Source organism: Streptomyces spiroverticillatus, from assembly GCA_014650415.1.
In the GTDB taxonomy this organism is placed as follows: Bacteria; Actinomycetota; Actinomycetes; order Streptomycetales; family Streptomycetaceae; genus Streptomyces; species Streptomyces spiroverticillatus.
Genome location: BMUX01000002.1, coordinates 773966 through 799174 on the forward strand (window position 1 = coordinate 773966; position 25209 = coordinate 799174).

Annotated in this window: 23 protein-coding genes; 16 read left to right on the forward strand and 7 right to left on the reverse strand. The window is 72.9% G+C overall.

The genetic code is table 11. The features are described from left to right. Positions 1-76: 76 nt before the first annotated feature. Together IE269_RS07785 and IE269_RS07790 are read left to right on the forward strand one after the other, a co-directional pair. Entirely contained in the window at positions 77-1483 is a 1407-nt protein-coding gene (locus IE269_RS07785; RefSeq protein WP_189821989.1) for a sensor histidine kinase, read from the forward strand. After that, positions 1480-2160: a response regulator gene (locus IE269_RS07790; protein WP_189821990.1), complete on the forward strand. Its 681-nt coding sequence runs from the start codon at positions 1480-1482 to the stop codon at positions 2158-2160. The genes IE269_RS07785 and IE269_RS07790 overlap by 4 nt, the downstream gene beginning before the upstream one ends. On the opposite strand, the gene IE269_RS07795 is transcribed toward IE269_RS07790, so the two are convergent. Then, positions 2111-3151 carry a hypothetical protein gene (locus IE269_RS07795; RefSeq protein WP_189821991.1) on the reverse strand — a complete coding sequence of 347 codons (1041 nt, stop codon included), beginning with the start codon at positions 3149-3151 and terminating at the stop codon, positions 2111-2113. The genes IE269_RS07790 and IE269_RS07795 overlap by 50 nt on opposite strands. A gap of 260 nt (positions 3152-3411) precedes the next feature. Between IE269_RS07795 and IE269_RS07800 the strand changes: the two genes are divergently transcribed. Beyond that, positions 3412-4440, forward strand: a complete 1029-nt coding sequence (locus tag IE269_RS07800) for an alpha/beta hydrolase (protein ID WP_229898290.1) — start codon at positions 3412-3414, stop codon at positions 4438-4440. A gap of 501 nt (positions 4441-4941) precedes the next feature. Next, positions 4942-6153 (forward strand): acyltransferase family protein, encoded by a 1212-nt coding sequence (locus tag IE269_RS07805; RefSeq protein WP_189821992.1) that lies wholly within the window; start codon positions 4942-4944, stop codon positions 6151-6153. A gap of 96 nt (positions 6154-6249) precedes the next feature. Here the strand turns inward: IE269_RS07805 and IE269_RS07810 are convergent, their stop codons facing one another. Beyond that, positions 6250-7278 carry an aldo/keto reductase gene (locus IE269_RS07810; protein WP_189821993.1) on the reverse strand — a complete coding sequence of 343 codons (1029 nt, stop codon included), beginning with the start codon at positions 7276-7278 and terminating at the stop codon, positions 6250-6252. Positions 7279-7293: 15 nt separating this feature from the next. After that, positions 7294-7767, reverse strand: coding sequence for a MerR family transcriptional regulator (locus tag IE269_RS07815; RefSeq protein WP_189821994.1), 474 nt, complete (start codon positions 7765-7767; stop codon positions 7294-7296). An 85-nt stretch (positions 7768-7852) separates the two neighbouring features. On the opposite strand from IE269_RS07815, the gene IE269_RS07820 reads away from it, so the two are divergent. The 4 genes from IE269_RS07820 to IE269_RS07835 are packed head-to-tail and all read left to right on the forward strand — an operon-like array spanning position 7853 to position 11203. After that, positions 7853-8341, forward strand: a complete 489-nt coding sequence (locus IE269_RS07820; protein WP_189821995.1) for a GNAT family N-acetyltransferase — start codon at positions 7853-7855, stop codon at positions 8339-8341. Positions 8342-8394: 53 nt separating this feature from the next. Beyond that, positions 8395-9216: a serine hydrolase domain-containing protein gene (locus tag IE269_RS07825; RefSeq protein WP_189821996.1), complete on the forward strand. Its 822-nt coding sequence runs from the start codon at positions 8395-8397 to the stop codon at positions 9214-9216. Between the two features lie 23 nt (positions 9217-9239). After that, positions 9240-9398 (forward strand): hypothetical protein, encoded by a 159-nt coding sequence (locus tag IE269_RS07830; RefSeq protein ID WP_189821997.1) that lies wholly within the window; start codon positions 9240-9242, stop codon positions 9396-9398. A gap of 59 nt (positions 9399-9457) precedes the next feature. Next, entirely contained in the window at positions 9458-11203 is a 1746-nt protein-coding gene (locus IE269_RS07835) for a serine/threonine-protein kinase (RefSeq protein ID WP_474200924.1), read from the forward strand. On the opposite strand, the gene IE269_RS07840 is transcribed toward IE269_RS07835, so the two are convergent. Further along, positions 11197-11844 carry a pirin family protein gene (locus IE269_RS07840; RefSeq protein WP_189821998.1) on the reverse strand — a complete coding sequence of 216 codons (648 nt, stop codon included), beginning with the start codon at positions 11842-11844 and terminating at the stop codon, positions 11197-11199. The genes IE269_RS07835 and IE269_RS07840 overlap by 7 nt on opposite strands. Before the next feature lie 92 nt (positions 11845-11936). Between IE269_RS07840 and fasR the strand changes: the two genes are divergently transcribed. From fasR to fabF, 5 genes are all read left to right on the forward strand, one after another. Further along, positions 11937-13184 (forward strand): fatty acid biosynthesis transcriptional regulator FasR, encoded by a 1248-nt coding sequence (fasR, locus tag IE269_RS07845; RefSeq protein ID WP_438817640.1) that lies wholly within the window; start codon positions 11937-11939, stop codon positions 13182-13184. Positions 13185-13273: 89 nt separating this feature from the next. Further along, on the forward strand, positions 13274-14194 hold the full coding sequence (locus tag IE269_RS07850) for an ACP S-malonyltransferase (protein WP_189822000.1): 921 nt from the start codon (positions 13274-13276) through the stop codon (positions 14192-14194). Between the two features lie 12 nt (positions 14195-14206). After that, positions 14207-15238 carry a ketoacyl-ACP synthase III gene (locus tag IE269_RS07855; RefSeq protein ID WP_189822001.1) on the forward strand — a complete coding sequence of 344 codons (1032 nt, stop codon included), beginning with the start codon at positions 14207-14209 and terminating at the stop codon, positions 15236-15238. A gap of 69 nt (positions 15239-15307) precedes the next feature. Further along, positions 15308-15556, forward strand: coding sequence for an acyl carrier protein (locus IE269_RS07860; RefSeq protein WP_189822002.1), 249 nt, complete (start codon positions 15308-15310; stop codon positions 15554-15556). Between the two features lie 121 nt (positions 15557-15677). Beyond that, positions 15678-16946 (forward strand): beta-ketoacyl-ACP synthase II, encoded by a 1269-nt coding sequence (fabF, locus tag IE269_RS07865; protein ID WP_189822003.1) that lies wholly within the window; start codon positions 15678-15680, stop codon positions 16944-16946. Between the two features lie 69 nt (positions 16947-17015). On the opposite strand, the gene IE269_RS07870 is transcribed toward fabF, so the two are convergent. Next, a complete protein-coding gene (locus IE269_RS07870; protein WP_189822004.1) occupies positions 17016-18611 on the reverse strand; it encodes an outer membrane protein assembly factor BamB family protein in 1596 nt (531 codons plus the stop codon). Positions 18612-18738: 127 nt separating this feature from the next. Beyond that, entirely contained in the window at positions 18739-19233 is a 495-nt protein-coding gene (locus IE269_RS07875; RefSeq protein WP_189822005.1) for a DUF3145 domain-containing protein, read from the reverse strand. Positions 19234-19590: 357 nt separating this feature from the next. Between IE269_RS07875 and IE269_RS07880 the strand changes: the two genes are divergently transcribed. Next, positions 19591-20502, forward strand: a complete 912-nt coding sequence (locus tag IE269_RS07880) for an SGNH/GDSL hydrolase family protein (RefSeq protein ID WP_189822006.1) — start codon at positions 19591-19593, stop codon at positions 20500-20502. A gap of 101 nt (positions 20503-20603) precedes the next feature. On the opposite strand, the gene IE269_RS07885 is transcribed toward IE269_RS07880, so the two are convergent. Beyond that, positions 20604-23060 carry a glycoside hydrolase family 3 protein gene (locus IE269_RS07885; protein ID WP_229898291.1) on the reverse strand — a complete coding sequence of 819 codons (2457 nt, stop codon included), beginning with the start codon at positions 23058-23060 and terminating at the stop codon, positions 20604-20606. Between the two features lie 188 nt (positions 23061-23248). Here IE269_RS07885 and IE269_RS07890 point away from each other — a divergent pair, with 188 nt between their 5' ends. Both IE269_RS07890 and IE269_RS07895 read left to right on the forward strand, forming a co-directional pair. Next, positions 23249-23815, forward strand: coding sequence for a TetR/AcrR family transcriptional regulator (locus IE269_RS07890; protein ID WP_189822007.1), 567 nt, complete (start codon positions 23249-23251; stop codon positions 23813-23815). Between the two features lie 48 nt (positions 23816-23863). Continuing rightward, the gene (locus tag IE269_RS07895; RefSeq protein ID WP_229898292.1) at positions 23864-25180 is read left to right on the forward strand and encodes a pyroglutamyl peptidase; all 1317 of its coding nucleotides are present in this window, start codon (positions 23864-23866) and stop codon (positions 25178-25180) included. Positions 25181-25209 lie beyond the last annotated feature (29 nt).

The following is a 25209-nucleotide window of genomic DNA, read 5'->3' on the forward strand; positions in this document are numbered from 1 at the left end:
TACCACGGTATGAGAGCAAGATCCGAACCACGGTATGACGTGGGACGACGGGTGCGCTGCCTAGGCTGAGGGAGCCATGAGAGAGCCCACGCCTTCGCCCCCGCCCCGTCCCACCGCCCCGCCGAAGCCCGCGACCGCCCCGCGCGCCGAGGGGCGCGACGGGCTGTTCGCCGCCGCGGGGCGCCGGCTGCGGGAGGTGCTGTACGCGCTCACGCACCCGTCCCCTCCGGGCACTCCCCTGCTGGCGGACGCCCCCAAGCGCTGGCAGCGGCTGCTGCCGTACCTGGTGGCGCTGACCCTCACCGTCGTCATGCTCCCCGTCACCATCCAGGTGCTGACGAACGACTACCACCTGTCCGGCGGCATCGCCGGGGCGGTCGCCGCCGGGCAGTCGCTGCCGCTGCTGATGATCGCCCACCGGCCGCTCCAGGCCTGGTGGGTCGTCTTCCCGTCCGGGGTGGCGGCGGCGTCGTTCCTGGTGGGGCCGTTGCATCCGGGGCAGGGGATCTGGCCGTGGCCCGCGCCCACGATCGTCGGGATGCTGTTCCTGCTGTTCGGCGTGGGGCTGCGGGAGCGGCGGGCGGCGCTGGTGGGTGTCTGGCTGGTCACCGCCGTCACGGGGCTCGCGCTCGGCCAGCTGGAGCCGGAACTGAGCGACGGCACCCAGGTGTTGACGATCGTGCTCGCCGGGGCGGCACTGATCATCGGCGGGGCGCTGCGCGAACGCGGCGAGGCGCAGCGGGCGCTGGTGGAGCAGGAGACCATCAGCGAGGCGGAGCGCGCCCACCGCACCCTCCTGGAGGAACGCACCCGGATCGCCCGGGAGTTGCACGACGTCGTCGCCCACCACATGTCGATGATCACCGTGCAGGCCGACTCCGCGCCGTACCGGATCAGCGGGCTGCCGGAGGCGGCGCAGGAGGAGTTCGCGTCGATCGCGGCCAGTGCGCGGGAGTCGCTGACGGAGATGCGGCGGCTGCTGGTGGTGCTGCGCAGCGAGGGCACGGGCGGCGAGCGGGCGCCGCAGCCGGGCCTGGACCGGATCCAGCAGTTGGTGGAGGCGACCGTACGGGCGGGTGTTCCGGCCGAGTTGTCGATCGCGGCGGAGCTGGGGTCGAGGCCGGGGACCCTGGCGGTGCCGCAGGCGGTGGACCTGTCGGCGTACCGGATCGTGCAGGAGGCCCTGGCGAACGTGGTGCGGCACGCGCCGGGGGCGGTGACCCGGGTGTCGGTGCGGGCGGAGGAGACGGATCTGCTGGTGCTGGTGGTCAACGGGCCCGCCTCCGAGCCGGTTTCGCGCATCGAGGCGAAGGGGGCGGGCGGGCACGGGCTGGTCGGGATGCGCGAACGCGTACGGTTGACCGGCGGCACGCTGGACACCGGTCCGCTGCCGGACGGGGGGTTCCGGGTGGCGGCACGGCTGCCGCTGGCCCGACCGGCCGGCTCCCCGCCCCAGGACGAGAAGGACGCCCCCGCCCCATGACCATTCGCGTGATCATCGTCGACGACCAGGCCATGGTGCGGGCCGGTTTCGCCGCACTGCTCTCGGCGCAGGCCGACATCGACGTGGTGGGCGAGGCTCCCGACGGCAAGCAGGGCGTGGAGGTCAGCCGCCGCACGCATCCGGACGTGGTGCTGATGGACGTACGGATGCCGGAGATGGACGGGCTGGCCGCCGCCCGGGAGATCCTCAACCCGCCGATCGGGGTGGAGCACCGGCCGAAGGTGCTGATGCTGACCACCTTCGACGTCGACGACTACGTGTACGAGGCGCTGCGGGCCGGGGCCTCGGGGTTCCTGCTGAAGGACGCCCCGCCGGCCGACCTGATCGCGGCGGTACGGGTGGTGGCGGCCGGTGAGGCCCTGCTCGCCCCCTCCGTGACGCGCCGTCTGATCGCGGACTTCGCCGCCCAGCGGCCCGCACCCCGGCGCAACCCGGCGCTGCGGCTGGGCGGGCTCACCCCGCGCGAGACCGAGGTGCTGGAACTGATCGCGCGGGGCCTGTCCAACCAGGAGATCGCGGACCGGCTGATCCTGGCGGAGCAGACGGTGAAGACCCACATCGGCCGGGTGCTGGCCAAGCTGGACCTGCGGGACCGGGCGCAGGCCGTCATCTTCGCGTACGAATCGGGGCTGGTGGCACCGGGCGACGCGGGGTGAGTCCGGGGGCGGGGACGCTCGCCGGTCGGGCGGGGGCGAGGGGCCGGGTCCTGCGCCAGTAGGAGTGGGCGGCGACGGCCAGAGCCAGACCGTACGGGGCGAAGGCGCCCAGGCCCGCCCAGCTCACCAGGAGCGCGTCCTCGCCGGTGCGGAAGTCGCCCGGCGGCAGGTCGAGGACGCCCAGGCCGGCGAGGATCAGGTAGCCGCTGCCGAGCAGGCCGTACGGGACGAGGGTGGCCGCGCCCAGGACCGCCGGGGCCAGGGGCAGCCACCTCGGCACCCGCCGCCCCGCCAGGAACACCGTCCACCGGGGGAAGACCTGCCCCCACGGACGTACCAGACCGAACAGCAGGAACACCCCGACCAGGGCGAACAGGACGGTCGGGTCCAGGCCCCACCCCTCCAGGGCCAGCCACACCCCGGAGGCCCCGTTGCGCCGCGAGACCTCCAGGACCTCCGCCCCCGACACCCCGGCGAAGGTGCCGCCGAAGGCCCAGACGGTCTTCATCGTGGCGTACGGGAGGAAGGCGGCCGCGCCGACGAGCGCGACGAGGTGCACGCGGGGGGAGGCGGCGGCCGGGGGCGCGGGGGTGCCTGAAGTCGGCTTCCGTGTACGGGTGTTGATGGCCAGCAGGACCGCGCCGGTCAGGCCCAGGGCGTGGTGGGCGGCGGCGGCCGGGCCGGCGGGGAGGCTGCCGGTGAGCAGCATCAGGACGTCCATCAGCAGGCTGAAGCCGGAGGCCAGACAGAGGGCGGCGGCAGCGATCAGGGTGCGGCGGAACGCGGGGCGCTCGCCGTACCGGTGCCGGGCCAGGAGTACGGCGGCGACCAGGGCGGCGACGGCGACCGCGGCCCAGTTCCAGGCGGCGGGGGCCGGGTGCGGGCCCAGGCCGAAGAGGGGGACTCCGGCGAGGGCGCAGCCGGTGCCGAGGGCGGAGTGGGCCGCAGCCCAGGCGAGGAGGGGACGGGAGAGGGCTGTGATCCGGGTCATGTTCCGCAGGTTCGCAGCCGGGGCGGGGCGGGGGCGTCGGCCGTGCGGGCCCCGTGCCTCCACCGGTCGGGGGAGGAAACCGTACGCCCCGAGGTGGGGCCAGCACCCCCCTCCCGGCTGCGGAAAACCTCCAGTACTGCGGTATCACACACGAGTTGGCTCCCTGGTGTGACGCGGGGCGACCCACCTCCTTCCTACCTTCCGTGCTGTCAGGGCAGCACACCGCGGAAGGGCCGCGACGTGCGGAAAGGGGCGGGGACATGCAGCGGTCGCAGCGATTCAGGAGGACCCTCGCCGCCGTCGCACTCGTCGCGACGATGGTCGCGGGCACCGCGGGATGGGTCTCCGCCGACACGCAGACCCCCGTCACCGGACCGCCCCCGGGCTCCGCCGCATGGCGGAGCGAGGGCCTCGTCGACCCGGCGAGCACGCCCGGTCACGTGACCGCCTACTTCCGGGGGTTGAGCCCCGAGCAGCAGGCGGATCTCGTACGGCGTCACCCCCTGGTCGTCGGAAACCTCGACGGCGCGCCGGTCGCCCTGCGGTACGCGGCGAACCGGGCGGCCCTCGCCGCCGACGGACGCTTCCCCGGACTGCTGGCCCCGGGGCGGCAGATCCTCGCCTTCGACCCGCGCGGGCGTGGTCAAGTGGCCGAGGTGTACGGGGACTTGGGGAGTGCCCGGCACGTCGCGGTGATCGTGCCCGGGTCGGACATCGACGCGGGGAGCTTCGACCGGAAGAAGGACCCGTACGGGACGCCCACCGGGATGGCCCGGAGCCTGCGGGCCGCGACGGGGTCCGGGACGGCGGTCGTGGCGTGGGCCGGATACACCACCCCGGTCGGCGTCGGCGTCGACGCGGCGACCGGGGGCCTCGCGGAGGCGGGCGCGGAGCGGCTGGCCCGGTTCGCGGACGGGCTGGACGCGGTGGGGGCGCCGGACCCGGCGGTGTTCTGCCACAGCTACGGGTCGGTGGTGTGCGGGCTGGCCGCGCCCCGGCTGGACGCGGCGGACCTCGTGGCGTTCGCGTCGCCCGGGATGCGGGCCGACTCGGCTTCCGCGCTGGGGACTTCGGCGCGGGTGTGGGCGGCGAAGGACCCCACGGACTGGATCGGACGCGTCCCGAACGTGTCCGTCCTCGGGCTCGGCCACGGCGCCGATCCCACCTCGGCGCCCTTCGGGGCGCGGCGGATACCGGCGGAGGGGGCGCGCGGGCACACCGGGTACTTCGTGCCGGGGACGGACTCGCTGGCCGCGTTCGCGGCGATCGCGGAGGGGAGGGCGTCGTGAGGGGGCCCGGCATCCCCGCTCCCCTCGCCCTCTCGGGCGGCGCCCCCCTTTCCGCCCCATCCCCTTGGGCGGCGCCCCTCTCTCCGCCGCCGTCCCCTTGGCCGCCGCCCTCTTTCCGCCGCCGTCCCCTTGGGCGGCGGGGCCGCCCCCCGGGGGCGGGACGGGCGGGCAAGGGGGCGGCCCGTCCGATCCGGGCCCACCCGGACACCGGCCCCCGCCCGCACCTTCCGTGCCGGGTGCGCGCAGCCACCGGGCCCTCGGGGCGCCTCCCGGCACCGGGCACGTGAGGCCCCGGCCCGCTGGGCCAAGGAGGCCCCAGCCCCGCCCCTTCACCTAAAGCGCTCGGCCGCGCGGCTGGGTGGGGGGCTGGGCGCGCAGTTCCCCGCGCCCCTGAAAGGGGCACGGCAAGAGCGCGCCCGCGCGGCGGAGCCGCACAGCGACACAGCCCCGCGCCCCTGAAGGGGCGCACCTCGACTCATTCGGAATGAAGAAGGAAGCCCCATGTCCCTCACCACCCTCGCCGCGAAGATCGACTCGCGGACACCCTCCCACCGGGACCGTTCCATCGACGGACTGCGGGCGCTCGCCCTCCTCGCCGTGCCCACCGGGCACTGGCTGCTCGGCGGGTTCACCGTCGACGCCGACGTCGGGTCGCTGCACAACGCCAGCCCCCTCAGCACCTTCTCCGGCCTCTCCCCGCTCAGCTGGGTGCTCCAGATGCTGGGGATCTTCTTCCTGGTGGGTGGGTACGCGGCGGTCCTCTCGTACAAGAGGCACGAGGGGAGCAGCACCGAGTGGCTCAAGGGGCGGCTGGTGCGGCTCGGGCGGCCCGTGCTCGGGGTGACGGCCGTGTGGGCGCTCATGGTCCCGCTGCTGTACGGGCTCGGCGTGCCCGAGGCCACCCTGCGGACCGGGGCGAAGCTCGTCGTGCAGCCTTTGTGGTTCGTGGCGGTGTACGCGGTCATCACCGCGCTCACGCCCGTGTGCGTGCGGGTAGCGCGGCGGATGGGGGTCTGGTCGGCCGCCCCGCTCATCGGGTCCGTGGCGGTGGTCGACTTCCTGCGGTACGGGCCGTACGCGGAGGCGATGCCGTCCTGGCTGAGTCTGCTGAATCTGCTGCCGGGGTGGTTGTTCGCGTACCAGCTCGGCGTGGTGTGGGGGGAGAAGCGGCTCGGGAAGCGGGCCGCGTACGTGCTGCTCATTGGCGGCACTGCGCTCTTCGCGGCGCTGCTCCTCGCCTTCCACTACCCGGCGTCCATGGTCGGCGTCCCCGGCCAGGACCGGACCAACTCGCACCCGCCGTCCCTGCTCGTCCTCGCCCTGGCCGCCGCCCAGAGCGGTGCCGCGATCCTGCTCAAGGACCGGATCGGGAAGCTGCTGAAGCGGCCCGCGCTGTGGGCGCCCGTCGTTGTCATCAACCTGTCCGCGATGACGATCCTGTGCTGGCACCAGACCGCGATGCTCGCCGCCGCCGTTCCCGCCTCGTACCTCGGTACGGTCCCGGGGCTCACCGAGGCACCCGTCACCCTGGGGTGGATCGCGGCCCGGCTGGCGTGGATGCCGCTGTTCGCGGTGCTGCTGGTGGCGATCGGGAAGTACGCCCGCGTCTTCGAGAACCCCGGGCGGACCGCCCTGGGCGCGACGAAGGCCCGCCGGGCAGTCACCGGACTGCTCGCGGCGGGCTTCACCGTCTTCGCGCTGGGGCTGGCGTGAGGTCCCCGCGTACAGCCTGCGTGGGGTTCCCGCGCACGGCCTGCGCGGGGTCCCGTGTACGAGCTCCGCAAGGTCCCGGCGTACGGCAGGAGTCGGCTACTCGCGGCCCGCCGACGTCAGCCTCATGTCCGCGTACCGGCCGCCCCGCACCTGCCCGGCGATCGGGTCCAGCAGCGCCAACTCCTCAGCGGTCAGGACCAGTTGCGCGGCGGCCGCGTTCTCCTCGATGCGGGTCCGCCTGCGGGTGCCCGGGATCGGCACCACCGACAGGCCGTGCACCTTCGCCTGCTGCTGCACCCAGGCCAGGGCCACCTGTCCGAGCGTGATCCCCCGCGCGCGGGCGACCTCGCGGACCGGGTCGAGGAGGGTGCCGTTGTGCTGGGCGTTGTCGCCGGTGAAGCGGGGCTGCTGGCGGCGGAAGTCGTTCTCGGTGAGCTCCTTCTCGGCGCTGGCGAAGGAACCGGTGAGGAAGCCGCGGCCCAGCGGCGAGTAGGCGACCAGGGTCGCCCCCGTCTCCGCGACCGCCGGGACCACGCCCGCCTCGATGTCCCGGCTGAACAGCGACCACTCCGACTGCACGGCCGCGATCGGGTGCACGGCCTGCGCGGCGCGCAGCTCGGGGCCCGTGACCTCGCTCAGGCCCAGCTGCTTGACCTTGCCGGCCGCGACCAGTTCGGCCATCACCCCGACGGTCTCCTCGATCGGGATGTTCACGTCGCGCCGGTGCATGTAGTAGAGGTCGATGACGTCGACGCCGAGGCGGCGCAGGCTGTCGTCGATGCAGGCGCGGATGTAGGCGGGGTCGTTGTTGATGATCCGCTTGGTGGTGTCCGCCGGGTCGATCGCGAGCGCGAACTTCGTGGCGAGGGTGATCTCGTCGCGGTGCGCGGCGACGAACGGGGCGAGGAACCTCTCGTTGTCGCCGTCCCCGTAGGCGTCCGCGGTGTCGTACATCGTCACGCCCAGTTCCAGGGCGCGCTCCAGGGTCGCGCGGGCCTCGCCGGCGTCGGTGGGACCGTACGCGAAGCTCATGCCCATGCAGCCGAGGCCCTGCACGCCGACCTCGGGACCGGTGGGACCGCCGAGGCGGGTGGTGGGGATGCGGGGGGTGGTGGTGTCAGTCATCTTCAAACCTCAGCCTCAGTACCTCTCCGGCGTCCGACGTGCGTCCGCGTAGAGGTCGATCTTGTAGTCGAGTACGGCGAGCGTGTCCTGCAGCTCCGCGATGCGGGCGCGCACGTCGCGACGGGTGGCCTCCAGCAGTTCCTGGCGCGCCTCGAAGGTGTGCTCCCCCTCGCGTACGAGTTCGGCGTAGCGGACCATGTCCGCGACCGGCATCCCGGTCAGCCGGAGCTTGCCGACGAAGGCCAGCCAGTCCAGGTCCCGGTTGCGGAACCGGCGCTGGCCGGTGTGCGAGCGGTCCACGTGCGGCATCAGGCCGATCCGCTCGTACCAGCGCAGGGTGTGCGCGGTCAGCCCGGTGACCTGGGCGACCTCGCTGATCGTGTAGTGGTCGCGCCCCTCGGGGAGGGGGTGACCGTCGGCCGCGGCGCACGGGTCCTGGAGGGCGGTGGGGAGGGGGGCTCGTACGGGACTGCTGTCGATCACCGTCATGTCCCCCACGCTAGAACCTTCGAGTGCACTCCAAGCAAGCGAAATCGGCGGGAGATTCCCCGGGCGCGCCACTACGGTGCCCCCCATGAACCATGCAACCCCACCCGTCGCACGGCGCGCGACGGCCGAGGACGCGGCGGAAGTCCTGCGGCTGCGGCAGATCATGCTGGACTCGATGCGCGAGGGCGAAGGCGCCCCCACGGACTGGCAGGCGGGCGCCCTGCCGGGCCTGCGCAAGCGGCTCGCCGCCCCGGACGGTGACTTCGCGGCCTTCGTCACCGAACACCCCGCCGGCGACGGCCGCCTGGCCTCCCTCGCCGTCGGCGCGGTCGACTACCGCATCGGCGGTCCGGGCGAGCCCCTGGGCGAACGGGGCCACGTCTTCTCGGTGGCGACCGACCCGGAGGCGAGGCGTCTGGGGCACGCCCGGTCCTGCATGGACGCACTCCTGACCTGGTTCCGCGACCGGGGCGTGCTCCAGGTCGGCCTGAGCGCCTCGGCGCAGGCGGAGCCCCTCTACACCGCGCTGGGCTTCACCCGGCGTCCGCAGCCGGAGATGCGGCTGCGTCTCTGACCCGGCACCGGGCCGCAGGCCGGGGCGGTGGGGGTGAGGGTTACGCTCGGGGCATGCAGAGCGTGTCGATGATCGAGTCCTGGCCGGTGCCCACCGCCGCCACCGCCGTCGTCCGGGCGGACGGCACCGTCCTCGCGGCGCACGGGGCGACGGCGCACCGTTTCCCCCTCGCCTCGGTATCGAAGCCGCTCGGCGCCTACGCGGCGCTCGTGGCGTACGAGGAGGGGGCGATCGAGCTGGACGAGCCGGCCGGTCCGCCCGGCTCGACCGTCCGGCACCTGCTCGCCCACACCAGCGGCCTCGCCTACGACGAACCCCGCGTGACCTCCGAGCCCGGCGCCCGCCGCCTGTACTCCAACGCCGGTTTCGACGCCCTCGGCGACCACATCGCCAAGGCCACCGACATCCCCTTCGGCGAGTACCTGCGCCAGGCGGTCCTGGAGCCGCTCGGGATGACCGCCACCACCATGGACGGCTCGCCCGCCCGCGACGGCGTCTCCACCGTCGACGACCTGGCCCGGTTCGCCGCCGAGCTCCAGGCCCCCCGCCTCCTCGACCCGCGCACGGTCGCCGAGGCCACCCTCACCGTCCACTACCCCGGCACCAAGGGCGTCCTCCCCGGCTTCGGCCACCAGAACCCCAACGACTGGGGTCTGGGCTTCGAGATCCGCGACTCCAAGTCCCCGCACTGGACGGGCAGTTCGGCCTCTCCCCGCACTTTCGGCCACTTCGGCCAGTCGGGTACGTTCCTAATGGTCGACCCGGACGCCGCTCTGGCGATCGTGGCCCTGGCCGACCGGGCCTTCGGGCCGTGGGCGGCGGAGGTCTGGCCCCCGTACATCGACGCGGTGCTCGCCGAGGCGCGCACCGCCTGAGTCCCGACAGGGGGCGGCACGTCATGTACCGCTGGCTCTTCTGGTTGTGCGTCGCGCTCGCGGTCGTCCCGCTGACCGCGGTCCCGTGGTCGGACCGGCCCTTCATCCTGGCCCTCCAGTCCTCCGCCTTCGTGGGCCTGGCCCGCCTCTGCGCCCAGAAGCGCCGGGGCCGCGAGGCCTGAACCGGCCCCGCACCCCGTCCGATACCCTCCCACCCGACGACCGGCACACAGTCCAACGGGTGGGAAAGCTGATGCAAGAGCGCGGTACGGGCGGGCAGTTCCACCCACTGGAGGACAACGACCCCCGTACGGTGGCGGGTTACCGCATCGCCGCACGTCTCGGGGCGGGCGGCATGGGGCAGGTGTACCTGTCGTACACGCCCGGCGGGCATCCGATCGCCGTCAAGGTGATCCGGCCGGAGCTGGGTGACGATCCGGGGTTCCGGCAGCGGTTCCGGTCGGAGGTGCAGGCGGCGCAGCGCGTGCAGGGGCTGTATACGGCCCCTGTCATCGACTTCGACACCGAGGGTGTACGGCCGTGGCTTGCGACGGCGTACGTTCCGGGCCCCTCGCTGGCCGTGGCGGTCGCCGAGCACGGGAGGTTCCCGGCGGCCACCGTGCTGCGGCTGCTCGCCGGGATGGCGGAGGCGCTGAAGGTCATCCACGCGGCCGGGATCGTGCACCGCGACCTGAAGCCCGCGAACGTGCTGCTCGCCTCGGACGGGCCCCGCGTCATCGACTTCGGCATCGCACGCGCCGCCGACGCGACCGCCCTCACCGGGACCGGGATCACCGTCGGGACCCCGGCGTTCATGTCGCCGGAGCAGGCGGCGGGCAAGGAGGTCGGCCCGGCGTCGGACGTGTTCGCGCTCGGGCAGGTGGGGGTGTTCGCCGCACTCGGCAACTCCGCGTACGGGGAGGGCAATTCGCACGCCGTCCTGTACCGGATCGTGCACGAGGAGCCCGATCTGACCGGGCTCCCGGCCGAGCTGGACTTCCTGGCGCGCTGCCTCGCCAAGGACCCGGCGGACCGCCCCGACCCCGCCGAGATCATCGACCTGTGCCGGGCGGCCTCCCCCACTCCCCTTTCCCAGCAGGGCAGTTGGCTGCCCGAGCCCATGGAGGAGGACATCCACCGCCGCACCGAGGCCTGGGCCGCCATGCGCACCTCGCTCAACGCGACCCCGGCGACCCCCGCCCCGCCCCTCCACCACGCCCCGACGGCCACCGCGACCCCGGCCACTTCCCCGCCGCCCGCAGCGGCCCCCGCCCAGGTCCCGTATCCCGCACAGCCGGCTCCGGCGGGTCCGGCCTCGTACCCCACAAGTCCCCAGCACAGCCTGCAGGCGGCCCCGTACCCGATGCACTCGCACACCGCGCCCGGCTCTTGGGCCCCGCCGCCCAAGAAGAGGATGAACGGCGGTGTCGTCGCCCTCATTGTGCTCGGTGCCCTCGGCGTGGTCGGGCTCGGCGGCTGCGCGGCGCTGTTCGCCGCCATCCCCGCGCTGAGCGAGAAGAACGACAGCGCGGGCAGCGCGTCCGGCGACGCCAGGGGCGGCACCCCCCGCCCCGACCCCAAGCCGGTCACCTACCAGGGCGTCCACCTCACCAACGACTACTACATCCGCTTCGCCGACTCCCCGCCCAAGCCGATCCACTCCGGCGACGCCGCCTACGAGGACGACGCCGACTTCTACTACTGGAGCAACGAGCGCTACCTCGGCAGCAACGGCGAGAAGGTCTCCCTCCTCAACAACTCCCAGAAGGGCTCCCTCAAAACCTGCCGCGAGGAGACCCGCTTCACCGAGCGCGTCACCCTCGGCCAGGTGTCCAAGGGCTCCCAGCTGTGCGTGCACACACCGTCGGGCCACATCGCCCTGGTCACCTACCGGGGCCGCTCCGGCGGCTCCGAGCCCGCCGACTACGTCACCCTCGACCTGACCGTGTGGCGCAACGCCGAGGAGCCGTCGGGCAGCGGCTACTGAGCCTGCTGGAACTCCCACACCAGCACCTCGGCCGGGTCGGCCGCCACCAGCTCCAGCCCCCTCTCGCCCCCGACCCGCGCCGAGTCGCCCGCCGCCAGCCGGTCCCCGCCCAGGGCCACTTCTCCCCGTACGACATGGAGATAGCCGGTGCCGGGCACGTCCGCACGCTCGCCCTCCGCGAGACGGCGGACGGTGAGCGTCGCGCCCGCCGCCGGAAGGGCGTAACCGGTGGCGTCCCGGGTCAGCGTGTACGCCGGGTCGCCGCCCGGGGTCAGCGGGGCCAGCCACATCTGCACGAAGACCAGGGGGTCCGGGCCCGCGTTGCGCTCGACGTGGCGCACGCCGTCCGCCGCGCTCAGATGCTGCACGTCACCGGGGCGTACGACTGTGGCGCGGCCGGTGGTGTCGAGGTGGGTCAGCTTGCCCTCGACGACCCAGGTGACGATCTCGGTGTGGCTGTGCGGGTGTTCGTCGAAGCCCGCGCCGGGGGCGAGGCGTTCCTCGTTGCAGGCGAGGACGGGGCCGAAGCGCAGGTTGTCCGGGTCGTAGAAGTGCCCGAAGGAGAAGGCGTGCAGGGACTCGATCCCGGCGGCCGGGTCGCCGCCCCGGTACCGGTCTGCTGAGCGTCGTACGGAAATCACGGAGCCAGCCTAGGGCCGCGCCGACGTCCGCAGAGCGGGATCTCCCAAGCCTGCCGAACACGCCCGTCGCCGGATAAGGCAGTCTTGTCCCCGTGCCCCGATCCGATCCCGAAATGCAAGCGGCAGGCTCCGCGGCCGCGGCAGAGGCCGAAGCGGCCGCCGCGAACGACGTCTACGACGCCCATCCGCACTCCGCGACGCTCAAGCGGCTGGAGCAGTCCTCCGGCTCCCTCGCCGCGAGCGCCATCGCGCGCATGGACGAGACGCTGCCCTGGTACCGGGCGATGCCGCCCGAGAACCGGTCGTGGATCGGCCTGGTCGCGCAGGCCGGCATCGCCGCGTTCACCGAGTGGTTCCGGCATCCGGAGACCCCGCAGGCGATCTCGACCGACGTGTTCGGGACGGCTCCGCGTGAGCTGACCCGGGCGATCACCCTGCGCCAGACCGTGGAGATGGTCCGTACGACCATCGAGGTCATGGAGTCGGCGATCGAGGAGGTCGCCGCCCCGGGTGACGAGTCCGTGCTGCGCGAGGCGCTGCTGGTGTACGCCCGGGAGATCGCCTTCGCGACCGCCCAGGTGTACGCGCAGGCGGCGGAGGCGCGGGGCGCCTGGGACGCGCGTCTTGAGTCGCTCGTCGTGAACGCGGTGCTGTCCGGGGAGGCCGACGAAGGGGCCGTCTCGCGGGCCGCCGCGCTCGGCTGGAATTCGCCGGAGCACGTGTGCGTGGTGCTGGGCACCGCGCCCGACGGGGACTCCGAGCTGACCGTGGAGGCGATCCGGCGGGCCGCCCGGCACGCCAAGCTCCAGGTGCTGACCGGAGTGCTCGGCTCGCGGCTGGTCGTCATCGCGGGCGGCAGCGACAATCCGCTGCAGGTCGCGAAGGCGCTGATCGGGCCGTACGCCGCCGGGCCCGTCGTCGCGGGGCCCGTCGTCCCGGACCTCCTCGCCGCCACCCGGTCCGCGCAGGCCGCGGCCGCCGGGCTGAAGGCGTGCCTGGCGTGGCAGGACGCCCCCAGGCCGGTTCTGGCGGACGATCTCCTGCCGGAGCGGGCGATCGCCTCCGACCCTGCCGCGCGCGAGCAGTTGGTGGAGGAGATCTACAGACCGCTGGAGGAGGCCGGGTCCGCCCTCCTGGAGACGCTGAGCGTTTATCTGGAGCAGGCGAGCAGCCTGGAAGGGGCCGCGCGGATGCTCTTCGTGCACCCCAACACCGTGCGCTACCGGCTGCGACGTGTGACGGACGTCACCGGCTGGTCCCCCTCCGACGTCCGCTCGGCCTTTACGCTCCGTATCGCCCTCATCCTGGGGCGCCTGGCCGACGGCGAACAGCCGTCCTAGACTTTTGTCGGATACAAACAATGAGACCGTCGGTTCTTCGTCCCAGTCCCCACGGGCAGAAGACGCCGCCCACAAGAGAGAGTGTGAGGGTGCTCGTACTCGTCGCTCCCGGCCAAGGCGCTCAGACGCCCGGCTTCCTGACTCCCTGGCTCGACCTTCCCGGTGCGGCCGACCGCGTCGCGGCCTGGTCCGACGCCATCGGTCTCGACCTCGTCCACTACGGCACGAAGGCCGACGCCGACGCCATCCGTGACACCGCCGTCGCCCAGCCGCTGCTGGTCGCCGCCGGTCTCCTCTCGGCGTCCGCGCTCGGCGACACCTCCTGCGTCGGCGCCGTCGCCGGACACAGCGTCGGTGAGATCACCGCCGCCGCGTTCGCCGGTGTGCTGGGCGAAGAGGCCGCACTGCGTTTCGTACGGACGCGTGGACTCGGCATGGCCGAGGCCGCCGCCGTCACCGAGACCGGCATGGCCGCCCTGCTGGGCGGCGACCCCGAGGTGACGATCCCGCACCTGAAGAAGCTCGGGCTGACCCCGGCGAACGTCAACGGCGCGGGCCAGATCGTCGCCGCCGGCACCGCCGAGCAGCTCGCCGCGCTGGACGCCGACAAGCCGGAGGGCGTGCGCCGAGTCGTCGCCCTGAAGGTGGCCGGTGCCTTCCACACCGAGCACATGGCTCCGGCCGTCGCCGAGCTGGGCAAGGCCGCCCAGGACCTCGACGTGTCCGACCCCTCGCTCGCCTACGTCTCCAACGCCGACGGCCAGGTGGTCGCCGCCGGTTCCGAGGTCGTCTCCCGCCTGGTCAGCCAGGTCTCCAACCCGGTCCGCTGGGACCTGTGCATGGAGACCTTCCAGACGCTGGGCGCGACCGCGATGATCGAGGTCTGCCCCGGCGGCACGCTGGTCGGGCTGGCCAAGCGCGCCCTGCCGGGCGTCAAGACCCTCGCGCTCAAGACCCCCGACGACCTCGACGCGGCCCGCGCGCTCCTCGCCGAGCACGCGAGCGCGTAAGGAGCGAGCCACATGTCGAAGATCAAGCCCAGCAAGGGCGCCCCGTACGCGCGCATCCTCGGGGTCGGCGGCTACCGCCCGACCCGGGTGGTGCCCAACGAGGTGATCCTCGAGAAGATCGACTCCTCGGACGAGTGGATCCGCTCGCGCTCCGGCATCGCCACCCGCCACTGGGCCGGTGAGTCGGAGACCGTGGCGATGATGTCGATCGAGGCGTCCGGCAAGGCCATCGCCGACGCCGGGATCAGCCCCGAGCAGATCGGCGCCGTCATCGTCTCGACGGTCTCGCACTTCAAGCAGACCCCGGCCGTCGCCACCGAGATCGCCGACAGGATCGGCGCGGGCAAGCCCGCCGCGTTCGACATCTCCGCCGGGTGCGCGGGCTTCGGCTACGGCCTGACCCTCGCCAAGGGCATGGTGGTGGAGGGTTCCGCCGAGTACGTGCTGGTCATCGGCGTGGAGCGGCTCAGCGACCTCACCGACCTGGAGGACCGCGCGACGGCCTTCCTGTTCGGCGACGGCGCGGGCGCGGTCGTCGTCGGCCCCTCGGACGAGCCGCACATCGGCCCGACCGTGTGGGGCAGCGAGGGCGACAAGTCCGAGACGATCAAGCAGACCGTCGCCTGGGACAAGTGGCAGGTCGGCGACGTCTCCCAGATGCCGCTGGACAGCAACGGCGAGGTCAAGTTCCCGGCCATCACGCAGGAGGGCCAGGCGGTCTTCCGCTGGGCCGTCTTCGAGATGGCGAAGGTCGCCCAGCAGGCGCTGGACGCCGCCGGGATCTCGCCGGAAGACCTGGACGTCTTCATTCCGCACCAGGCCAACATGCGGATCATCGACTCGATGGTGAAGACTCTCAAACTGCCGGAGCACGTCACGGTCGCCCGTGACATCGAGACCACCGGCAACACCTCGGCAGCCTCGATCCCGCTCGCGATGGAGCGGCTTCTGGCCACCGGACAGGCCAAGAGCGGGGACACCGCCCTGGTCATCGGCTTCGGGGCGGGTCTCGTCTACGCCGCGACTGTCGTTACCCTCCCCTAGGGCGTTTTCGGGTTTCCACCCGTTTGCCGCCCAACCCTCCGATTCACCCTTAACCGAAGGAGCGCCGTCATGGCCGCCACGCAGGAAGAGATCGTCACCGGTCTCGCCGAGATCGTCAACGAGATCGCCGGCATCCCCACCGAGGACGTCCAGCTGGACAAGTCCTTCACCGACGACCTGGACGTCGACTCGCTGTCCATGGTCGAGGTCGTCGTCGCCGCCGAAGAGCGCTTCGACGTCAAGATCCCCGACGAGGACGTCAAGAACCTCAAGACGGTCGGCGACGCCGCGAAGTACATCCTGGAGCACCAGGCCTGATCAGGCCGGTAGCCAGGTACGGGTGGCCCCCTCACCGGGGCTGTCCTCCTGTAGCGCTGCACTCGCCACCCGGCGGTGGCGCCGTAAAGATTCCCCCTCTACACGTGGAGAAAGAATTCCTGTGAGCCCGACCAATCGCACTGTGGTCGTCACCGGTATCGGCGCAACTACACCGCTGGGTGGCGACGCCGCATCGACCTGGGAAGGTCTGCTGGCCGGACGCAGCGGCGTGAGCCCCCTGGAGGGCGAGCGCTTCGCCGACCTCCCGGTGCGCATCGCCGCCCAGGCCGCGGTCGACCCGTCCGAGGTTCTGCCCCGGCCGCTCGCCCGCAAGCTGGACCGTTCCGCGCAGTTCGCCGTCATCGCCGCCCGCGAGGCGTGGGCCGACGCGGGCTTCACCGCCAAGGCCGGCGAGGACGAGAAGATCGCCCCCGAGCGTCTGGGCACGGTCATCGCCTCCGGCATCGGCGGCATCACCACCCTGCTCGACCAGTACGACGTGCTGAAGGAGAAGGGCGTCCGCCGCGTCTCCCCGCACACCGTCCCCATGCTCATGCCGAACGGCCCCTCGGCCAACGTCGGCCTGGAGATGGGCGCCCAGGCGGGCGTGCACTCCATGGTCAGCGCCTGCGCCTCGGGCGCCGAGGCCGTCGGCTACGCGATCGAGATGATCCGCTCCGGCCGCGCCGACGTCGTCATCGCCGGTGGTACGGAAGCCACCATCCACCCGCTTCCGATCGCCGCCTTCGCCAACATGATGGCGATGTCGAAGAACAACGACGAGCCCGAGAAGGCCTCGCGCCCCTACGACACCGCCCGGGACGGCTTCGTCCTCGGCGAGGGCGCCGGAATCATCGTCCTGGAGTCCGCCGAGCACGCCGCCGCCCGCGGCGCCAAGGTGTACTGCGAGGCGATCGGCCAGGGCCTGTCCTCCGACGCCCACCACATCGCGCAGCCCGAGCCGACCGGCCGCGGCATCGCCGCCGCCCTCCAGCAGCTGCTGGACGCCACGGGCCTGGAGCCGTCCGAGATCGCGCACCTGAACGCGCACGCGACGTCCACCCCGCAGGGCGACGTCGCCGAGATCAAGGCGCTGCGCAAGGTCCTGGGCGACGACCTGGACCACGTCGCGGTCTCCGCCACCAAGTCCATGACCGGCCACCTCCTCGGCGGCGCGGGCGGCATCGAGACCGTCGCAACGGTCCTCGCCCTGCACCACCGCACGGCCCCGCCGACCATCAACGTCGACGACCTCGACCCGGAGGCGGCGGACGCGGACATCGTCCGCGACAAGCCGCGCGCGCTGCCGGCCGAGGGCACGATCGCCGCGATCAACAACTCGTTCGGCTTCGGCGGCCACAACGTGGTGCTGGCGTTCCGCACGGTCTGATCGTTTCCCGTACGTCGCGAAGGCCCGCCCCCTCCCGTGGGGGCGGGCCTTCGCCGTGTCCGATTCCGCTCAGCGCACCGCGAAGACCGGGACGGGGGCGGAGATGCGCTTGTCGCTGCTGTACCGGTTGGGTTCGTCCTCGTTGACGACGACCACGGAGGTGCCCTGCCCCTGGAGCAGCGTCGCCGACGACGGGTTCGGGGTCTGCGAGCCGAGGACCCCGAGCGGGGCGGCGAGCCTGCGCCCGTTGCGGAGGTCGTACGCGGCCAGGTAGGGCGTGTCGTCCCCCCGGGTCAGGACGCTGAGCCGCCCGTCGGTGCCGGGAAGCAGTGCCGTGACCGGCTCGGGCAGCCGCTTGAGCCACTGCCGCCCTCCGTCGGCCAGGGAGAACGCGCCGACCCAGCGCACCGAGGTCTCCCCCGGGGTGATCGCCCCCGCGATCAGCCGGTCGCCGACCACCCGGGCCTGCGCGGGCAGGCCGATGAGGCCCTCGGTCTCGGAGTTGGCGTTCGCGTTGCCGCTCGTGTGGCGGGAGACCTTCAGGACCGCGCGGGAGCGCCCCTTGTCGTCGTACGACAAGAAGGCGTCCACCCCGCGCGCGTCCATCTCCTTGATCCGCAGCACCGGCGGCGAGGCGGAGGCGAACCAGGCGGTCAGCGCACGCGACTCCACCGGCAGCGTGGTGCGCCAGAGCTGTTTGCCGCTGCCGGCGTCGAGGGCGATCAGCCGGGAGACGGAGGCGTCCGTGCTGTAGTCCTTGCGGCACTCCTCCATGAGCAGGACGCGGTCCGCGGAGGCGTCCAGCGCACCGGCCCTGCACAGCAGCCTGTCGCCGAGGGGGCGCGTCCAGGCCGGCTTGCCGGTGGCGGCGTCGAAGGCCCGCAGCCGCCCGGCCTCTAGGGCGACGGCGGTGCGGCCCGCCAGGGCGAAGGTGCCGGTCTTGTCGCCGGAACCGTACTTGTCGGAGCGGAGCTTCTGCTGCCAGCGGGTCCTGCCGGTGGCCAGGTCGACCAGCGTCAGCTCGTCGCACGGCTGGTCGAAGCGGGCGAGGCCGACGAGGGCGAGGTCACCGGCGGCCCGCTGTCCGGTGCCGCACACCGTCCGGCGCGGCGGCACCGGAGTGCGCCACTGGCGGCGGCCGTCGGCCAGGGAGTACGCGGTGAACGCGTCCGGGGTGATCCGTACGAAGTTGCCGCCTGCCGGGAGCGTCCGGACGCTGCGTGAGCCGTAACTGGTGCCGCCGTTCGCCGGTCCGGTGCTCTCGTACGGAAGGGACCAGGCCACCGAACGGGCCTTGCCGGGCAGCGAGGCGGCCCAGGCGCCCGCGGGCCACAGGAACGCGGCGAGGCCCACCACCGCCAGCGGGAGGGCGATCCAGCCGCGCCTGCGGTGCGGGGAGGGCCCGGTGATCTTGCCGTCGCGGTCCTTGAGCGGCGGCGCGACGACGCCGATGAAGACCAGCACGGTGATCAGCAGCGCGATCGCGCCGAACACCGTGAAGGCATGGGCCCAGCCGTCGACGGAGGAGGAGCCGGGCAGACAGTTGTCGCCGGTGCAGGCGCCCTCGATCCGCTCCAGCCGGGAATCCTCGACGTGGAACCTGACCGCCGCCGCGACCAGGCCCCCCGACACCACGACGGCGGCACCGGCCACCACCTGTCCCACACGCACTTCGTACCCCCCACAGGTAAAAACTCGTTCAACTGTGGGCGGAATCTATACCGGTGCGGGCGCAAGTGATCACCCGGGACCGGAAGACGGAAGGGCGGGCAGGTCGGACGGCTCGGTGGAGTCAGACGACTTGGTGGAGCCAGCGCACGGGCGCGCCTTCACCTGCGTACCGGAAGGGCTCCAGCTCGTCGTCCCAGGGCTTGCCGAGCAGCTTGGAGATCTCCGCCTCCAGGTCGCTCTCGCCGCGCACCGAGCGGGCGAGAGCGGCGCGCAGCCGGTCCTCGGGGATGAGGATGTCGCCGTGCATGCCGGTGACCGCGTGGAAGATGCCGAGCGCCGGGGTGGAGCTGTAGCGCTCGCCCTCGGCGGTGGGGCAGGGTTCGGCGGTCACCTCGAAGCGCAGCATGTCCCAGCCGCGCAGGGCAGAGGCCAGCTTGGAGGCCGTGCCCGCCTTGGCCTGCCAGGAGAACTCGGATCTCCAGGTACCGGGCGCGGCCGGCTGCCTGATCCAGTCGAGTCCGACGCGCACACCGAGGACGGAACCCACCGCCCATTCGACGTGGGGACACATCGCGCGCGGCGCGGAGTGGACGTAGAGAACTCCACGTGTCGTCACCGGGACCTCCTGCTGTGTGGGTCGAGGTTCGCGAACACCTGCGGCCTCGTACTCCCTGCGCCCTGCGGTCGAGGTGACGCGCCTGGCCGGCTCCCGAGGTTGTCAACAGTAAACAGCATCGGGAGTGAATCTCCTGAAAAGGGACAGTATGTGACGTCATGTAATTTACCGGGGCCGATGGGGCGGGGCATGCCGCCGTCCGGCGCGGATCCGGTGGGGAAAAGCTACCGTGCGGCGCGCGCCGGGGTGTGACGTACTGTCGGTCCGGGGGCGGGGAGAATACCGGGTTTGTGGCAGGATTCCGGGCTTTTCCACCCCGGGTACACCGGACGGGTACGGCGCGGAGGGATCACGGACATGCGGGAGAGCGGTACGAAGGGGCCTGCGCGGCGGCTGCGCGCCGGGGCCGCGGCGGCATCGGCCCTGGTCGCACTGGTCGCCGGATGCTCCGGCGGCGGAGCGGGCGCGGAGCCCGGCTCCCCCTCGCAGCGGGCCGCCGCGAAGCCCACCCCGAAACCCACCCCCACGTGGGACCGGTCGCCGTCCTCTCTCGTTGCCGTCGGCGATTCGATAACACGCGGGTTCGACGCGTGCGAGGTGCTGGCGGACTGCCCGGAGGCGTCCTGGGCGACCGGTACGAACGCGTCCGTGAACAGCCTGGCGCTTCGGCTGCTGGGCGCTTCCGGCGCGGCCGAGCGGAGCTGGAACCTGGCGGTGACCGGGTCGCGGATCTCCGACCTGCCCCGGCAGATGGAACGGGCGGCGGAGCACCGGCCGGAACTGGTCACCGTGATGACCGGGGCCAACGACGCGTGCCGCAGCTCGGTCGGCCGGATGACACCGGTCGCGGACTTCCGCCGGTCGTTCGAGCGGGCGCTGAAGGCGCTCCGGGAGGAGCTGCCGAAGACGCAGGTGTACGTGTCGAGCGTGCCGGACCTGAAGCGGCTGTGGTCGCAGGGCCGGGGCAATCCGCTCGGCAAGCAGGTGTGGAAGCTGGGGATCTGCCCGTCGATGCTGGGCGACGCGGACGCGGTGGACGCGGGGGCGGTGGCGCGCAGGGATGCGGTGCGGGAGCGGGTGGTGGCGTACAACTCCGCTCTGGAGGACGTGTGCGGGCGGGACGCGAAGTGCCGCTTCGACAAGGGGGCGGTCTTCAACTACGCGTTCACCGGGACCCAGCTGAGCCAGTGGGACTGGTTCCACCCGAGCGTGGACGGGCAGGGGCGGTTGGCGGAGATCGCGTACCGGGGCGTGACGGCCCCCGGGTAGGCCCCGGTCAGGGCCCCTGAAGTGGCGCCCGCGCGGCGCAGCCCCGCACCCCTGGTGGGGTGCGGGGCTGCGGGCCCGGTGAATCAGACCTTCCCGGTGGGTCAGACCTCCAGGGTCGCGCTCACCCGGCGGTCGGCGATGGAGCGGCCGACCTGGAGTTCGTAGGAGCCCTCGATCAGCTTCCAGCCGTTGGCCGGCTCGTCCCAGATCTCGAAGGTGCGGCGCGGGAGGGCGAGGGTGACCTCGACCGTCTCGCCGGGCTCGGCCGTCACGCCGGCGAAGGCGGCCAGCCAGCGGGCCGGGCGCTCGACCGTGTCGGCGGCCGGGGCGACGTACGCCTGGACGACCTCGCGGCCGGGGCGGGTGCCCGTGTTGGTGAGGCGGACCGTGGCGGTGGTGCCGGACACCGTGACCGACTCGTACGACCAGGTCGTGTAGCCGAGGCCGTGGCCGAAGGAGTAGGCGGGGGCGGTCCCGGCCTTCTCCCAGGCACGGTAGCCGATGAAGACGCCCTCGGTGTACGGGAGTTCGCCGTCGACCGGGGTCACCTGGGTGACGGGGACGTCGGAGAAGGAGACCGGCCAGGTGGTGGGGAGGCGGCCGCCCGGCTCCTGGGCGCCGAGGAGGACGTCGGCGAGGGCCGCGCCGCCCTCCTGGCCCGGGAACCAGGTGAGGAGGATCGCGGAGACCTCCTCGCGCCAGGGCATCTCGACCGGGGAGCCGGAGTTGACGATGACGACCGTGCGGGGGTTGACGGCTGCGACGGCGCGGACCAGGTCGTTCTGGCGGCCCGGGAGGGCGAGGTCGGTGCGGTCGAAGCCCTCGGACTCGACGCGGTCGGTGGTGGCGACCACCACGACGGCCGTGTCGGCGCCGCGGGCGGCCTCGACTGCCTCGGCGATCAGCTCGTCGGCGTCGCGCTGCGGCGAGAGGTGGGAGAGGGAGAACATCACGGCGGTCAGCGGGGAGCCGGTGTTCTTCTGGACGGTGTGGGTGAGGGAGACGGTGACCGGCCGGCCCTCGGTGAGGTGGGTGCGGCCGCGCTCCTCGGGGGCGCCGAAGAAGGACTCGAACGGGTCGGCGCCCTCGCGCGGGCCGTGGAAGTCGTCGTAGAAGGTCTCGCCGCCGACGGCCAGGGTGAACTGCCCGAGGCCGCGCGTGCCGAAGATGTGCTCGCCGGTCTCGCGCGGGGTGAAGGTGCCGGTGATCTCGATGGTGTGGAGGTTGTCGTAGGTGACGCCCTCGGGGAGGTCGTTGCCGATCCACTGAACCTGGCCGTTGGGGAGAGAGCCCTCGCCGACGGTCTCGCCGTTCTCGTCGCGGCAGATCGCGCGCAGCTCGAAGCCCTTGTCGGCGACCATGAGCTCGTCGCTCGGGTCGGCGCCGATGGAGTACGTGAGGGCCCCGGCCGGAAGCGCCTCGGTGAGGCCGTCGAGCGGGGAGACGATGCGCTCGGGGAAGACGGTGGCGGAGCCGCCGCCGAGGACGCGGGCGTCGCGGGCGGCGGCGCCGGAGAGGGCGACCGTGCCGGAGGACGCGAGCGGGAGGACGTCGCCCTCGTTGCGTACGAGGACGATGGCGCGGTGGGCGACCTCGCGGGCGACGGCCTGGCCGTCGATCTCGGCGGGGAGCTCCGTGACGACCGCCGGGGCGCCGTCCAGGATGCCGACGCGGGCGGCGAGGCGCAGGACGTTGCGGACGGCCTCGTCGACGACGGACTCCTCGACCTCACCGGCGCGGACGGCACCGGCCAGGGCCTCGCCGTAGACGGTCTGCGGGCCGGGCATCGCCACGTCGAGGCCGCCCTCGATGTCGCCCTTGGTGGAGCGGGCGGCCATCCAGTCGGAGACGATCGCACCGTCGAAGCCCCACTCGCCGCGCAGCACCTCGTTCTGGAGGTAGCGGTGCTCGGACATGGTGGTGCCGTTGACCGAGTTGTAGGCGCACATGATGCCCCACGGGTGGGCGTTCTCGACGATCGCCTCGAAGGGGGCGAGGTAGAGCTCGCGCAGCGGGCGCGGGTCGATGAGGTTGTTGACGGTGAAGCGGTCGGTCTCCGCGTCGTTGCCGACGAAGTGCTTGACCGTGGTGCCGACGCCGCCGTCCTGGACGCCGTTGACGTAGCCGGAGCCGATCTCGCCGGTCAGGTACGGGTCCTCGGAGTAGCACTCGAAGTGGCGGCCGCCGAGCGGCGAGCGGTGCAGGTTGACCGTCGGGGCGAGGAGGACGTGCACGTCCTTGCGGCGGGCCTCCTGCGCGAGCAGACGGCCGGCGCGGCGGGCCAGCTCCGGGTCCCAGGTGGCGGCGAGCGCGGTCGGGGAGGGCAGCGCGATCGACGGGTCGTCGGCGGTCCAGCGCACGCCGCGGACGCCGATCGGGCCGTCGGAGAAGACCAGGGACTTCAGGCCGATCTCGGGGAGGGCCGGGATGGACCACATGTCCTGGCCGGCCAGGAGGCGGGCCTTGGCGTCGAGGTCGAGCTTGCCGAGTGCGGCACTGACGACGTCCTCGCGGAGCTGCTCGTCACGGGTGTTCTGGGTGGTGGGCTCGCCTGCCACGGCCGTACCTCCTCATTGAGATCTGCTGTTGTCCCCATAGATACTCCGATTACCTGTAGGACGGTAGGGTTCGTTATCTTTTCGTGATATGCGGGCGCTTTCCTCGCCCGCCGAGGGCCGGTGAAGGCATGGCGTACCGTCCTGACCAGCAAGATCGCAGGGGATGCACAGGGGAAGGACGTACGGGGATGGCCAGGGCCAGGAGTGAGGAGAGGCGGGCGGAGATCCTCCGCGCCGCCCTCGAAGTGATCGCGGAGCGCGGCTACCGGGGTGCGTCGCTGGCCTCCGTCGCCGAGCGCGTGGGGCTCACCCAGCAGGGCCTGCTGCACTACTTCCCGACCAAGGAGGCCCTGCTGGTGGCCGTCCTGGACGAGCGCGACCAGTGGGACACCGGCGGGGCGGGCCTGAGCACGGCGGCCTGGCGGATGGACCTGCTGGCCTCGCTGGTGGAGTACAACGCGATGCGGCCCGGCATCGTGCAGACCTTCTCCGCCCTCCTCGGGGAGTCCGTCACGGACGAGCACCCGGCGAAGGAGTTCTTCACCCAGCGGTACGCGCTGGTGCGCGAGGGCATGGCGGCGGCGCTGCGCATGGAGTACGGGGAGCGGCTGCCCGGCGGGCTGACACCGGAGCAGGCGGCTCCGCTCCTGGTGGCGGTGCTGGACGGCTTGCAGTACCAATGGTTGCTGGACCCCGGGTCGGTGGACATGCCCGGGGCGTTCCGGGACTTCCTGACCCTGCTGCGGCCGGAGTAGGGGCGGGGCCCGGGAGCACTGCTCTCCCCGCGGAGGTCACCACCCGTCATGCGCACCGGACTCGCCCGCACCTGTGCCCTGTTGACCGTCCCGCTGATCGCCCTGGCCGGCTGTGCCGAGCCTCCCGAGGAGGCCGCTCCCCCGGCCACGAAGGCGTCCCCGGCCGCCGCGTCCGCACCGCCGACCGCCCCCGTCCTGACCGCCTCCTCCCCGACGGTCGAGGAGCAGCGCCTGGACGGCAAGGTCCCGCAGGAGCTGCTGCGGCGCAGCGGTTTCGATGCGGTCGCGCCCGATTTCGTACGGGAACTGGGCGAGTCGGCGGGGTACGAGTCCGCCGAGCGTGCGGTCGTCCGGCACGGCACCGCGCTGTGGCGGCGGGCCGTGGACCGGGTGCAGGGCAGGGGTCTGCCGGGCGGCGACCTGGCCCGTGACGACGACCGCCCGCTGTACTGGGCGCGACTGGCGATGAGCCGTGAACTGCGCGCCTGGAAGCCGGACTTCACCCTGCCGCCCGACGACCGGGTGCGGCTCCTGGACCGGCTGGAGCGCACCTCGCGCAACCAGGAGGCGCAGCCGCCCGCCGTCCTGGACCGGGACCGGGTGGTGATGACGGGCTTCGACCCCTTCACCCTGGACGACGAGATCCGCACCTCCAACCCCTCGGGCGCCGCCGCCCTCGCCCTCGACGGCACCGAGATCACCACCCCCGACGGGCGCCGGGCGCGCATCGAGACGGTCCTCTTCCCGGTCCGCTGGGACGACTTCTCCGCCGGTACGGTCGAACGCGCCCTGCGCACCCGCCTGCCGAAGGCGACGCTCTTCGCGACGGTGAGCCAGGGCATGCCGGACGAGTTCGACGTGGAGCGCTACAACGGGGCCCGGCGCGGGGGTGCGCCGGACAACCTCAAGGTCAGCCGCCTGGGCCTGGCCCCGGTCGACGACCCGACCGCGCAGCCCCAGTGGACGACGACCTCGCTCCCGTACAAGACCCTGACGACGGTGAAGACCGGCCGCTTCCCGGTGCGGGACAACACGCACGTGGTGGAGGCCCCGGCGAAGGACGGCGGCGACCCGGTTCCGCGCAAGGACGGGCCGGTGCGGGACTCGCGGGCCTGGGCGGGCGGCGGCGGGGACTACCTGTCGAACGAGATCGCCTACCGGGCGACCCTGCTGCGCGACCGGCTGGGGCTTTCCGTCCCGGGCGGGCATCTGCACACGCCGGTCCTGGAGTTCGGCCCGAAGAACACGGCGGAGCTGACGGATCCGGTGTTCCTGAAGAACCGGGCGGACATCGTGAAGCAGGTGCGGGAGCTGTTGCGGACTGCGTTGGGGGCCGCCCCGGACACCTCGGGCTCGTCCGGCTGACCCTCCTGTCTCAACTCCCCCTTTCGCAG